We start from the raw sequence: 12,763 nt of genomic DNA, 5'->3' as shown, positions 1-12,763 counted from the left end.
GACATATGTTTAGAACTAAGCAACATATATTTCAAATTTTAACTGATCATTTTGACTATTACGAGAACACTACCACCATTTGTTGATTCTAAATATTTTGTGACAACTGCAATATAATGTGAGTACTATTGTTGTGTTGTTATTTTTGAAGGAGGCCGAACAATGACACTTGTCCATATTTTAAATTTCTCGATCCCGATTGGTCTCATGTTCATTATTGGGATATGGCTGGATAAAATGTGCAAGCCGGACATTCAAAAACAGGAAATCGACTAAAAAATCCTGCCGGAGTTGGCAGGATTTTTTTATTTGCTGATCGTTGCAGTAGTTTTGATAAAAACCTTATTGCCCTGTGCAAAAAATATAATGCTGCCGAATGCGATTGCAGCCATTACGATAAACAATACTGTGCCATTCGCTTCGCTTAAAAGGAAGCCGCCAATGATTGGACCGGCAAAATGCCCGATCTTCCTGAACTGGCTTGCTCCAAAATACGTCCCCCTTAGATGGTCAGGGGCGAGCTGGTCGACAAGGTAGCTGCTTGAAGGGAAGATCAATATTTCCCCCATAGTCAGCAATACCATCGAGATAATCGCTGTAACCCAGCCATCCACAAAACTAAATCCAAGCAGCCCGGCTGTTAACAGTACAGCCCCAACCATCATCACTTGCATCGTTTTAAACTTTTCGGCGTAATGGCTGACTGGCATCTGCAGCAAAACGACCATGACGGCATTGATAGATAGCAGGACTGAAAACACAAAGATGCCATTTTCGATCGATCCATCCAAATGCTGTGGCAGGTTTGAATCCATTTGGGCATACCCGGCATTTATTAAAATGCTGCCAAGCACCAGGTAAAGCAATGCCTTGTCACTGCGGATAATTTTTAACGAAGCTGCCAGCGTCACCGGCTCCTTGCCTCCAGTATGGCTTGCAACAGACAGCTTCCGCATCAAAAGAAACAGAATAATAACATACGAGAGATAGACTGTCCCGGTAATAAGAAAGGCAGTCTTTGCGGAAACTGAAGCAAGGTATGCCCCCAGTAGCGGACCGACGGATGCACCGACATTGATGGCAGTGTACCTGAGCGAAAAAGCTCTCATTCTCTTGCTTTTCTCCGTGAGGTCCGCTATTAGAGCCTGGGAAGCAGGCTCAAAAAATGCGCTGCACAGTCCGTTGATAGCATTCAAAAATATGAACCAGCCTGGTGAATCTGCCATTAAAAACCCGTAGAACACGAGCGACCATGTGAAAAGGGCACCGAGCATGACCGGCTTTCTGCCAAAACGGTCGGACAGGCTGCCGCCGATAAACCCACCGATCGTTCCGGTTAGATGGCTGATCCCTATCGTCAATCCAATCAGAATCGGATGCAGATCAAGATTTTTAGAAAGATATATTGCCAGGAACGGCAGCGTCATAAACGATGCTCCCCTTGCCAGCACCGTCCCGGCCAACAGCACCCAGACAATCGGATGGAACTGCGCGTAGTATGTACGGAGATTTCCCACTATTAGTACCTCACTTTTATATAGTTCCTCAAATAGTATCAAAAATACTAAATTATGAAAATATAATTTTTATCAATACGGATGTGTTTAGCTTGGTACCATGAGAATACCTATTTGTTTGAACATATGGTGATGCCAAATACGTGACCACCCATTATCACATCAGCTATATAAAACAAAAAGCCAGACCATCAATGGCCTAGCTAGCTTCTCTTGGCAGAATAAGAATTTCCACGCGCCTGTTCCACGCTCTTCCTTCCTCGGTGTCATTCGGGGTAATTGGCTGGAATTCTCCGAACCCTTTTGCACTGAAGTGCCGGGGATCAAGATTTTCATTGTGGAGAACGATTTTCATAAATTCAACGGCGCGCATCACGCTTAGCTCCCAGTTTGACTGAAAGCTCGAATTACTGATCGGGACATTATCGGTATGGCCGCTTATGATGATATTGCGCGGCGGATCCATAACAAGTAGATCAGCAATTTCGTCTGCTGTCTCTCTCTCTTCATCCCTTACAGTGGCGCTTCCCGATGCAAATAATATATTGTGGTGGAGCGTGACAAGCAGCCCTTCATCTGTCAGGGATGTCTCAAGCTTGTCTGTCAATTGATTCTGTTGAATATAGGCGTTTACTTTTTCCTGCAAAGCCTTCAGTTCCTGCTGGTCCTTCGCAGCTGCTTCCTGTTCCTTCGCCTCTGTTTCCTCATTTTTCACAGCGGCTTCCTTAATATCCTTTTCTTGGTCATCCTTTGTTTCCTCCGGGGACTCCTCTTTTCCTGAGGACATTGGTGAATTAAAATCAAGCACGCCTTTCCCGCCTGTAAAGGCTTCATTAAAAGCTTTGGACATCATTTGGAACTTTGCCGCATCAATTGAACTCATCGCAAATAACACGATGAATAAAGCCAGCAGCAGCGTCAACAGGTCGGAATAAGGGATCAGCCATGATTCATCTATATGTTCCTCATGATGATGCTTTTTCTTCCGTTTACTCATCCTTGTTCACAGCACCTTCCTCAAGGATAAGCTTTCTTTCACTGGCAGGAAGATAGGAAGCCAATTTCTGCTCAATCACCCTGGGTGCTTCACCCTCAAGAATCGACAAAATGCCTTCAACCATCATGTATTTCATTTCGCTTCCTGTTTGGACTTGCGCTTGAGCTTGTTTCCGAATGGGTGCCATAGAACATACCCGGTGAAAATCCCCAATAAGGTTGCAATGAAAGCAGCACTGATCGCTGTTCCCAATGCATCTATGTCGTCCATATGGCCGAGAGCTGCTATCAGTCCAACAACTGCTCCCAAAACGCCAAGCGTCGGGGCATAGGTACCGGCCTGGGTGAAGATGCCGGCTCCGGCTTGATGCCGTTCTTCCATCGCCTCAATTTCCTCAGACAGTAGATCCCTGATGTAGTCGGCGCTCTGTCCATCGACCGCGAGTGACAGGCCATTTTTCAAAAATTCATCCTCGACCTCGCTTGTTTTTGCTTCCAAAGCCAGAAGGCCTTCTTTTCGGGCAAGCTGCGCCCAATCGGAAAATAACCTGATTAATTCTGCCGGCTCGACCAGTTTTTGTTCTTTGAATAAAATACCAAACATCTTTGGTACCTTTTTGATTTCATTTGTCGGAAAGGCTATGGTAACCGCTGCTATAGTACCCAAGATAATAATCAAGATTGCTGCCGGGTTCAGCAGGGCGCTCGGAGGAACTCCTTTAAAGACCATTCCCACCCCAACTGCAATCAGTCCAAGTATGACTCCTATTAAAGATGTTTTATCCATGTATGACTCCCCTGTCTTCTCTGCTATGTATGATTAAACCTTCTCTGTTTTCCGTTTTGGCGTCACATTTTCTCTATCTCTTTTTATTTCGACATTTTTTTAAAAAAATGAAGGGGTCAACCGAAAATTCTGCATCAGTTGATTTTTTATAATTCAAAATAAACTAATTTTTGCCGATATTAATAAGGTAACTAAAAGAATGTGAGATAGAGGGGGCTATTCATTGGAGGCAATCGTGGCACTCCGCAGGGAGGATACACAGAAGAAAAACACACTCATGCTTTCTACGTACTCGGTTTCATTGCTGGCGACCATTATTTATACCATTTTAGAACACGACCCGGTGCTGAAGACGGGCGTTTATGCAAGTGAACTATTATTTTTCATTCTATTTTATTTTGTTTTCCGGGCAGTAAAAAAAGACCCTCTATACCCGTTTGCAGCGATTATATCTATCAACATACACCATTTTGCTTATCTCGGACTCTTCGGGGGAAGCGGCTCTTTTCTGCTTGTCCTTATATTCCTTGCCGTGTTTGCCGCAATCCATTTCGATATGAAGATCTACGTGATGGGATATACCCTCGGACTCGCTTCAGTAATTTTAAACATGCTGCTTGCGTCCGAAAATGTGGAATATTTAAAAGAAACCTTTGGCGCCACAATTCTGATGTATGTGTTATTGGGGATTGTCCTCTTCGTGTTAATTCGGTTAAACAGAAACCAATATACTGCACTGGAGACTTTTCTCGCTGATTCCGAGCAGGAAAAGGAAAAGAAGGAAGCGCACAGCCGATTGCTGCACGGTGAACTCGTTGTCATTACGGACAGCCTTTCAAGAATCAATGACGAAATCCAGACGCATTTATCTGCGCAGACAGAAATGAAGACGGCCGTCGGGGAAATTTCAGCGGGAAGCCAGGTACAAACAGAGCAAATCAACAGCATTTCCGAAAATGCCGAGCTAACAAAGAAAAAGATGGATGAAATGTCCAATATTTCTCTATTTTTATCTGAAAACACAACTCATGCTGCTTCAGCTTCCGAACACGGATCTGCCAAGATTGAGGAACTTCAATCTGATATGCACGAACTTTCTACTTACATTTCCGAACTAGGTGATACATTCTCGAAGCTCACAAAAAAAATTGAGGAAACAAACGGGTTTATCACTAATATCCAAAATATCACCGAGCAGACGAACCTGCTTGCCTTGAATGCTTCGATTGAAGCAGCCCGGGCCGGGGAAGCAGGAAAAGGCTTTTCGGTCGTCGCTGAAGAAATCCGCAAGCTTGCAGAGATTACGCGCCTGACGGCAACTCAAATTACCGAAAACCTATCTGAAGTAAACGAAACCAACTCGTCCGCGCTTGAAAAAATGGGTGCCAGCAGCAACAAATTCAAAGAAAGCCTTACTGCTGTCAATGAAGTTTCAGGTTTATTTGCAGAGGTAAGCAGTACACTGCAGGAACTGACTTCACAATTTCAAAAGTTTTCATTAACCGTGACGGATGTAAAAGGACAATCTGCCGACGTCGAAGCATCTACGAGAGAACTCGCCGCGATTATTGAACAAGCTACAGCCGGACTCGAAGAAATGAACGCAACCATCGAAAACTTAAACGAGGATAACTACAAAATCGCGTCATATGTGACCGAAACAAAAGAGGCCGCCGATAAAATCAGAAATATGCAGCAATAACGAAAGCCAGGGATCCGATTCCCTGGCTTTCGTTATTGCTGCTATGAAAATTTACTTTAATAGTTTTTGTTCAATTTTGCGTTCGTAATTTTTGAAAACGGAGGAGTTCGTTTTTATCCCGCGTCCGGACATGAGGCTGTTATAACGGATCAGCTTTTTGCTGAGCTGCTGGTGAAGCCGTTTTATTTCATTGTCGTCATCGCAATTCTTGATCAGGTCCTCAATCGTCAGCACTTCCTGCTTCAGACGGTTTTCTTCCGGGGAAAAGCCGGAATTCTGGAGCATCCGGTAGGCCATCCGCAGTTCCTCGGGAATCGCCGACATATCATCAAGCTTTAGCGGTTTGCCCAATCCGGGGAGGTTGGCAAATTCTCCGTCTTCATATGCTTTTTTAATCCGGTCCTCTGCAACAATCGCCGAAAAATCCATCATTGTCCTCCTTCCGATTTCCACGTTTGCTACTATTATTATAATCTTTTTCTGGGATGAAGTCGCGCGCTATGTCTGGTATATGGTTTCCAAATGATGCGGGCTGGGCAGTCTACTCCTCACCATTTGTTCCTGCTTAAATTGTCCCGATTTTCGAAGGGTCCTGTGAGATTCCAGGCTGGCCAGGCACCCAGTTCGCCGGGACATCCTGGCCGGTTTGCTCCGCATGATGAAACCCCTGCAATATTCTCAAATGTTCCGGTATATTCCTGCCTACTTCTGCCGCGTAAACCAGTTTGGCTTTAATGATCTGCCCTGGATTGATAAAAAATGATGCCCGGTAAGAAGCTCCTGTTGAGCTGTCCAGAACCCTGTACGCTTTGCTGATGCCATGGTTCCTGTCACTCAGCATCGGATAAGTGACATGTTTCAAGGAAGGGGATGTTTCCTTGAATACTACATGAGAATAAACGCTGTCGGTGCTGATTGCGAGCAATTCGGCATCCATTGCTTTTATAAAGGGATAAATAGCGGCGACCGCCGCCAATTCTGTCGGTCACACAAATGTAAAATTACTCGGATAAAAAAACAGGATAACCCATTTTCCTTTAAAATCTTCAAGCTTCAGTTTTATGATTTTACGCTCCATGACAGCATCAGCCGTGAATAACGGTGCCGGGTCACCATTTGATGCGCTGAAAAATTGTTGGCCATCAGTTAAATCCTTTGCATATATCTTTCCGTGCAAAATCTTCACTCCCCGTTCGGTGAAATTGCCAGTCCCTATATAGCTATGCGGATAACATGCTTTTTTTGACGTTGCTGCTTTCATAATTTTCGCGTCGCTGGGGGAAAACTACTCAGGAAAAAGAAAGGAGGGTCCATTGTGGCACGAGGCGTTGGTTTCAACCACAAGAAAAAAGGCCATCCAGGGGAATTTCCGAAGGGCACCCTGACCGAAAAGCATACAGCAGAAGCACAGGAAGATGAAGAACTGCTCGTCGTCCAGGAAGCTTTTAAAAACCGGATCGAGGACGAGGAACGGCCCACTCTTTGAGTGGGCTTGCATCTTGTTGTTATTGAAATTGGGTATTCCTGATATATTTCGTTTTTTACTCGATATATTTTATTTTTCCCCTGATATATTCAATTGTTTACTTAATATATTTAAATTGTTACTTGATTTATAGTGTATTTGCCATGATAAATCTAGACTCATAAAAATTGCAGTAGAGAGAGAAAGGATTTTGGAGCGTAATGAAGAATCCTTAGTAAAAGAAAGGAGCGATGCCAATTTGATTGCGAAATTCAGATCCATTCCATTACGGATTTTGATGGATGAAGCTTTAGAGAGGAGACTTCCAGTCGAATATCCGAAAAAACCTGAAATCCAACAAAATATTGCAAGAAGACGTGCCGGTTTTAATGGTGAAAAAATTTTAGATTATTATTTAAGCGTACTTCCTGAAAACAATTTTACATTCCTTCATGATTTGCGTCTGTCAAACGGGGAGACTTATTTTCAAATTGATACCCTTCTGCTGTCCCCAAATTTTGTCCTTTTGATTGAGGTGAAACATATTACTGGCACTTTATTTTTCGACCGGACTTTTGAACAGCTTATCCGCATTTCAAAAGAAAATGAGGAGAAGTTTATAAACCCAGTAGCCCAGGCAGAGAGACAGCACCGCCAATTTTCAAAATGGTTAAAAGACCACCATTTCAATGTCATTCCAGTGGATTACATGGTTGTGTTCACACATCCTTCTACAATTCTTAAATCATCACCAGATTACTCCCAACTCAACCACAAGGCTTGTGACATTGAATTACTTTCTAAGAATATCGACAGGCTTTCCCAATGGTACAAAACCGAAAAAATGTCAGTAAAAGAGATTAAAAGGTTGACTACGCTGCTTCTAAAAAAGCATTCTCCGCACCGGCCCAATATTTTAAAAACCTACAATCTATCCAGCACAGACATTATCCCCGGAGTTCAATGCTCCAAATGTTTAGCCCTTCCTATGATTCGTACACGCGGTAAATGGCATTGTCCACACTGCTTGGCTAGTTCCAAGGAAGCTCATGTGGATGCCTTACGGGATTTTGCTCTTATATTCCACCCCACAATTACAAATTATCAATTAAGAAATTTCCTCCGGTTAGAATCCTCTTATATTGCAAAATATCTCCTTGACGTTATGCAGTTGCCCTTTACTGGAAAAAACAAGGGCAGAATATATAACCTGGAGGATTTGATTAATGAGATAGACACCCAAAGATCTTGAAGTTTACCCCCTAACAATTTCACTATTCCCGCCAATAATTGCTAAAATAAAATCAGAATTGAAACTTTCCGTCCATCACATCGTAAAAGTAGTCAAAACATGAGGAGGAATTTGAGATGATTATTACGACCACAGCAACATTACAAGGTAAAGAGGTTGAACGATACTTAGGGGTCGTTTCCGGGGAGGCAATCATGGGTGCCAACGTTGTGCGCGACTTTTTGGCAAGTGTGACGGATATCATCGGCGGCAGAAGTACGGCGTATGAAAACAAGCTTGCTGAGGGCAGGGAAATCGCAATCCGGGAAATGGAAGATAAAGCTCGCCGGATGGGCGCCAACGCGGTAATTGGCGTTGACCTTGATTTTGAAACACTCCGTGAAGGCATGATGATGTGCATCGCCACCGGGACTGCGGTTTTTGTGAAAGAGTAAAAAAATACACAACCTGCTTGTACAGAATGGGAGAATGCCACAATAATAGCAACAGACAGGTTACCCCTGTCTGTTTTGCTTTTTAAAATGGGCTATCCGCAAGCCGCCGCCGACAATCGTTTCTCCAGCAGGCTCAAAACCAAGCTTCTTGTACAATGCCACAGCCGGGGTGTTATCCGCTCCTGTTGAAACGACCATTTCGCGGGCGCCCGCCTCTGCCTCCTCGACCCAGCGTATTAAATGGGCGGCGATCCCTTTACGGAAATGGTCGGGGTGGACCATGACTCTGTGGATATCAACCTGGCCGGCGGCAGCCTTATACGAAACCGCACCAGCAAGCTTTCCGAAGATATAGTAGCCTATAAATGTCTCCCCTGAGCCCGCCAGCTCACCCACCGTTTCTTTTAAAGGCGGTATGTTGTCAGTCCCGATCAAATCTGCTTCCACCTGGTATGCTGCCCGCTGCAATGCCAGCATTTCAACGGCATTAACCCTGATATCGAACCGTTTGATTTCAGGCAGGATTTCATACTGATCGAGTTTTTCCAAAATAATTGTTGTCTTGCTTGCGAGTTCTGGAAGTCTGTTTAACGCGAAAAACCGCAAATCCCTGCTTTCATCATCCATGACCCGCGGAAATCCTTCCCATTTTTCCACCAAAAACAGCGCTATCGCATTATATATTTCATCCCCGTTCGGATATTTAAAATAAAACTCGCTCCCTGACAGCATATCGAGGATTCGCAGCCGGACAGCCTTCAAGCCTGTTTCTTCATAAAGCTCGCGTACTGCTGTTTCTTCAAAGCTTTCACCAGGCTCCATTCCCCCGCCAGGCAAGCCCCAGTTGCCTGTATCCGCCCTCAATTGAAGCAGAATTTCATTTTTCTCATTAAAAACAAGCACCGCAGATCCCGCCATGATAAATGGCCTTGTGCCAATAAGCTTCCTGATTTCTTTTATATAATCACCCATCAGCATCCCCCTTTAGGTCCCTCGATTACAAAAATTGTTTATTTTCCATTATACTAAAGAAAGTGCCAGCTGCGAAAACGAACTATTTTGCAGGCATACGAAACACAGGACATTTCTCACCGAGCAAATCGGTACTTGAAAGGAGCAGCACCAATGAAATCATTAGTTCTTGCAGAAAAACCGAGTGTCGCCCGCGATCTTGCAAGGGTTCTCGGCTGCAATCAAAAGCATAAAAGCTATATCGAGGGCAACCAATATGTTGTAACATGGGCTCTCGGCCATCTGATCGAATTGAAAATGCCTGAGCATTACGATAAACGATACCAGACATGGAACCTCGAGGACCTCCCGATCATCCCGGACCACATGGGGCTCAAGGTCATCAAACAGACGAGCCACCAATATAAAGCAGTTGAACAGCTGTTAAACAGGAACGATATCAATGAGGTCATTATCGCCACCGATGCAGGACGGGAAGGCGAACTCGTCGCACGTTGGATTCTCGAAAAAAGCAAATCAAGAAAACCGATTAAGCGTCTATGGATCTCGTCCCAGACTGACAAGGCCATCAGGGACGGTTTTAAGCAGCTAAAGCCAGGAAAACAGTATGAGGCACTTTATCATTCTGCCGTTTGCCGCGCTGAAGCCGATTGGCTCATCGGGTTGAATGTTTCCAGGGCACTGACGACCAAATATAAGGATCCCCTTTCCGCCGGCCGGGTCCAAACGCCGACGCTGGCCATGATGATTGAGCGGGAAAACGAAATCAATAAATTCGTCCCAAAGGAGTACTGGACATTGCAGGCATCGGTGGGGCCATTAACAGCGGAATGGGAGCATAATGGAGAGAAACGGATATTTTCAAAAGAAAAGGCGGAAGAAATCCAGGCAAAAATCCCCGCCCAAAAAGCAATCTTAAAATCGGTCGACCGCAAAAAGAAAACAGACCAGCAGCCAATGCCTTACGATTTGACCGAGCTGCAAAGGGATGCCAATAAGAGGTTCGGATTTTCCGCGAAAAAAACACTAAACGTCCTTCAGGGATTATATGAGCAGCATAAGCTTGTCACTTATCCGCGGACTGATTCCCGATACCTCACCACCGATATGGAAGCAACGATGGCGGACCGCCTGCAGGGGATTGCATCCGGTTATAAAGATGAAGTACGGCCCGCGCTTAACCAGAAAGGCAAAGTCCTTGCCCGCCGGGTGTTCAACAATGAAAAGGTCACGGACCACCACGCAATCATCCCGACAGAAGAGCGCCTCCATTTAGGTGACTTATCCCCGGATGAGCGCAGGCTGTATGACTTGGTTGTGCGCCGTTTCCTTGCCTTATTTTATCCGGCGTATGAATACGAAACGATCCATGCAATCTTCGAAGTAAACGGAGAAACATTGTCTGCGAGGGAAACAAACATCCTTGACCTGGGCTATAAGAAGGTGCTTGGAAAGGACGATGACGACAGCAAAGCAAAACAGAACTTGGGCCAATTATCAAAAGGCCAGGCTTACAATGTAAGTTCAGCATCCACAACGAAAAAACTGACTGAGCCGCCGCTCCGTTTTTCCGAAGCCGACATTCTCGCCAAGATGGAAAAATACGGCCTTGGCACACCGGCAACACGGGCCGAAATTATCGAGCGGCTGATTACTTCAGAGGCAGTTGAACGGCAAAATGGCCGCCTTTTCCCGACCAAAAAAGGCAAACAACTGATTGACCTTGTCAATGATGAACTGACCTCGCCTGAGCTGACTGCCAAATGGGAAAAAGAACTCGAGCAAATTGCCCGCGGGAACGGAAATCCGAAAGTATTTAAGGAAAAAATCAGGAAGCAGACCGCACAGCTTGTTTCAGAAATCAAGGCGAGCGACAAATCATACCGGGCCCACAATCTTACTGGCTCTAAATGCCCGGAATGCGGTTCCTTCCTTAAAGAGCGCAAAACAAAGGAAGGAAGAATCCTTGTCTGTTCCAGCATGGATTGCGGTTTCCGCAAGCATAAAGATCCGAAATTATCGCAGCGCCGCTGTCCACAATGCCATAAGCGGATGGAAATTCATAACGGCAAAGCCGGGGTCTACTTCCAGTGCCGGCCATGTAATATCGTGGAAAAAGCTGATGAAAAGAAAAAAGCTGTATCAAAACGCGAGGAACGCAAGCTGGCCCAAAAATACAGTCCCGAAGAATCAGCCTTTGGAACAAGCCTTGGAGATTTGCTGAAGGCAGCTCTTGAAGACAAAAAATAAGGAGTTTTTCCTGACTAACCGGACAGAGAGAGAATTGGGGGAAGCATCATGAGATTGAGGGACTGGGATCCGAATTTAAAGGTGCGCCTTTTTGGCGAAGCGTTGATGAATATTACCTTTTGGATGTTTTTTCCGTTTTTAACAATTTATTTTGCTGAAAGCTTCGGGAAGGGCAAGGCGGGGTTTTTGCTTATTTTTTCACAGTTGTTTTCGGTATTTGCCAATTTAATGGGCGGTTACTGTGCGGACAGGTACGGCCGGAAACGGATGATGGTAATCTCCTCGCTTGGACAGGGCATCGCCTTTATCGTTTTTGCACTCGCCGTATCGCCATGGTACAGTTCACCACTGCTAGCATTTTTCTGCTTTACAGTGGTGGGCGTGTTCGGATCGGTGTACTGGCCCGCAAGCCAGGCAATGGTCGCAGATGTCGTCGAAGAAAAAGACCGGAGCAGCGTGTTTGCAATCTTTTACACTTCGATCAACATTGCTGTAGTGATCGGGCCAATCCTTGGGGCCATATTTTATGTGAATTACCGTTTTGAGCTTTTGCTTGCCGCAGGCTTGATTTGTATCCTGCTTGCCTTCATTCTCGCCAGATGGACGAGGGAAACAGCCCCACCCCGCAAAGAATCGGAACTTGGGGACGAAAAATGGCATTATTTTTTAAGGAATCAAATTTCGGACTATACCATCATTGTCCGGGATAAAATCTTTTTTATATACATTGTGGCCGGTGTTTTGGCGGCCCAGACCTTTATGCAGCTCGACGTGCTCTTCCCTGTTTACACTAAGGAAAAGGTCCATAACCAGACGATGCTGGAGCTGGGAAACTGGTCGTTCACGGTCGGCGGTGAGCAGGCTTTCGGGATCCTGTTGTCTGAGAACGGGCTCCTAGTAGCCCTGTTCACGGTAGCCGTCACCAAATGGATGACGATGTACCGGGAGCGGAATGTGTTTGTAGTCTCCTCACTCTTATATGCAGCCGCGATCCTTTTGTTTGGCCAAACGGAGTGGATTTGGGGCCTCGCAATTGCGATGGCAGTGTTCACCCTTGGCGAACTGATGGTGGCCGGGCTTGCCCAAAGCTTCATTTCCAATCTTGCCCCCGAACATATGCGGGGCCAGTACTTTGCCGCAGCGAGCCTCCGGTATACGATTGGCCGTACGATCGCTCCGGTTACGATACCCATGACGGTCTGGATTGGCTACGAGTGGACCTTTTTCATCCTCAGCCTGCTCGCAGTACTGAGCGCGTTATTGTACTGGTACATGTTTTCATTGTATGAAAATCGCAGCCAACCCGGGGGGTAAACAAGAAACCGTATAGGTTTCTTTTTCCAAGATGAATAGTTAAAATATATAAATAAAGATTCTGAAAAGGAAAG

11 protein-coding genes and 1 pseudogene are annotated in these 12,763 nt (G+C 45.3%); 6 read left to right on the top strand and 6 right to left on the bottom strand.

The annotated features are described in order from the left end of the window. Positions 1 to 305: 305 nt before the first annotated feature. The 3 genes and pseudogenes from CVD19_RS12355 to motA form a co-directional block, all read right to left on the bottom strand. Positions 306 to 1,517 carry an MDR family MFS transporter gene (locus tag CVD19_RS12355; protein ID WP_257985110.1) on the bottom strand — a complete coding sequence of 404 codons (1,212 nt, stop codon included), beginning with the start codon at positions 1,515 to 1,517 and terminating at the stop codon, positions 306 to 308. 199 nt (positions 1,518 to 1,716) lie between these two features. After that, positions 1,717 to 2,514 (bottom strand): flagellar motor protein MotB, encoded by a 798-nt coding sequence (gene motB / locus CVD19_RS12350; RefSeq protein ID WP_101582173.1) that lies wholly within the window; start codon positions 2,512 to 2,514, stop codon positions 1,717 to 1,719. Continuing rightward, a pseudogene (gene motA, locus CVD19_RS12345) lies at positions 2,507 to 3,300 on the bottom strand (flagellar motor stator protein MotA). The gene motB and the pseudogene motA overlap by 8 nt, the downstream one beginning before the upstream one ends. Positions 3,301 to 3,577: 277 nt before the next feature. Here motA and CVD19_RS12340 point away from each other — a divergent pair. Then, positions 3,578 to 5,002 (top strand): methyl-accepting chemotaxis protein, encoded by a 1,425-nt coding sequence (locus CVD19_RS12340; RefSeq protein ID WP_374702888.1) that lies wholly within the window; start codon positions 3,578 to 3,580, stop codon positions 5,000 to 5,002. 51 nt (positions 5,003 to 5,053) lie between these two features. Here the strand turns inward: CVD19_RS12340 and CVD19_RS12335 are convergent, their stop codons facing one another. Continuing rightward, the gene (locus CVD19_RS12335) at positions 5,054 to 5,431 is read right to left on the bottom strand and encodes a DnaJ family domain-containing protein (RefSeq protein ID WP_101582171.1); all 378 of its coding nucleotides are present in this window, start codon (positions 5,429 to 5,431) and stop codon (positions 5,054 to 5,056) included. Positions 5,432 to 5,567: 136 nt separating this feature from the next. Then, a complete protein-coding gene (locus CVD19_RS12330; protein ID WP_257985116.1) occupies positions 5,568 to 6,167 on the bottom strand; it encodes a peroxiredoxin in 600 nt (199 codons plus the stop codon). 150 nt (positions 6,168 to 6,317) lie between these two features. Here CVD19_RS12330 and CVD19_RS24730 point away from each other — a divergent pair, with 150 nt between their 5' ends. The 3 genes from CVD19_RS24730 (at position 6,318) to CVD19_RS12315 (ending at position 8,153) form a co-directional block, all read left to right on the top strand. Further along, complete coding sequence (locus CVD19_RS24730) at positions 6,318 to 6,488, top strand: hypothetical protein (protein ID WP_180953607.1); 171 nt, start codon at positions 6,318 to 6,320, stop codon at positions 6,486 to 6,488. A gap of 190 nt (positions 6,489 to 6,678) precedes the next feature. Beyond that, positions 6,679 to 7,719 (top strand): nuclease-related domain-containing protein, encoded by a 1,041-nt coding sequence (locus CVD19_RS12320; protein WP_101582168.1) that lies wholly within the window; start codon positions 6,679 to 6,681, stop codon positions 7,717 to 7,719. Between the two features lie 116 nt (positions 7,720 to 7,835). After that, positions 7,836 to 8,153: a YbjQ family protein gene (locus CVD19_RS12315; RefSeq protein WP_101582167.1), complete on the top strand. Its 318-nt coding sequence runs from the start codon at positions 7,836 to 7,838 to the stop codon at positions 8,151 to 8,153. Between the two features lie 60 nt (positions 8,154 to 8,213). Here CVD19_RS12315 and CVD19_RS24725 read toward each other — a convergent pair whose 3' ends face one another. Then, on the bottom strand, positions 8,214 to 9,125 hold the full coding sequence (locus tag CVD19_RS24725; protein ID WP_180953606.1) for a GNAT family N-acetyltransferase: 912 nt from the start codon (positions 9,123 to 9,125) through the stop codon (positions 8,214 to 8,216). A 153-nt stretch (positions 9,126 to 9,278) separates the two neighbouring features. Here CVD19_RS24725 and CVD19_RS12305 point away from each other — a divergent pair, with 153 nt between their 5' ends. After that, on the top strand, positions 9,279 to 11,375 hold the full coding sequence (locus CVD19_RS12305) for a DNA topoisomerase III (RefSeq protein WP_101582166.1): 2,097 nt from the start codon (positions 9,279 to 9,281) through the stop codon (positions 11,373 to 11,375). 48 nt (positions 11,376 to 11,423) lie between these two features. Continuing rightward, on the top strand, positions 11,424 to 12,689 hold the full coding sequence (locus CVD19_RS12300) for an MDR family MFS transporter (RefSeq protein WP_101582165.1): 1,266 nt from the start codon (positions 11,424 to 11,426) through the stop codon (positions 12,687 to 12,689). The last annotated feature ends 74 nt before the right edge of the window (positions 12,690 to 12,763 follow it).

Source organism: Bacillus sp. T33-2, from assembly GCF_002860205.1.
Taxonomy (GTDB): Bacteria; Bacillota; Bacilli; order Bacillales; family Cytobacillaceae; genus T33-2.
This window is presented reverse-complemented; position numbering and strand designations above follow the sequence as displayed.

Coding starts and splice junctions, on each gene's coding strand:
- CVD19_RS12300 (WP_101582165.1), top strand. CDS start 11,424: ATGAGATTGAGGGACTGGGATCCGAATTTAAAGGTGCGCCTTTTTGGC.
- CVD19_RS24725 (WP_180953606.1), bottom strand. CDS start 9,125: ATGGGTGATTATATAAAAGAAATCAGGAAGCTTATTGGCACAAGGCCA.
- CVD19_RS12340 (WP_374702888.1), top strand. CDS start 3,578: ATGCTTTCTACGTACTCGGTTTCATTGCTGGCGACCATTATTTATACC.
- CVD19_RS12335 (WP_101582171.1), bottom strand. CDS start 5,431: ATGGATTTTTCGGCGATTGTTGCAGAGGACCGGATTAAAAAAGCATAT.
- CVD19_RS12305 (WP_101582166.1), top strand. CDS start 9,279: ATGAAATCATTAGTTCTTGCAGAAAAACCGAGTGTCGCCCGCGATCTT.
- motB (WP_101582173.1), bottom strand. CDS start 2,514: ATGAGTAAACGGAAGAAAAAGCATCATCATGAGGAACATATAGATGAA.
- CVD19_RS12315 (WP_101582167.1), top strand. CDS start 7,836: ATGATTATTACGACCACAGCAACATTACAAGGTAAAGAGGTTGAACGA.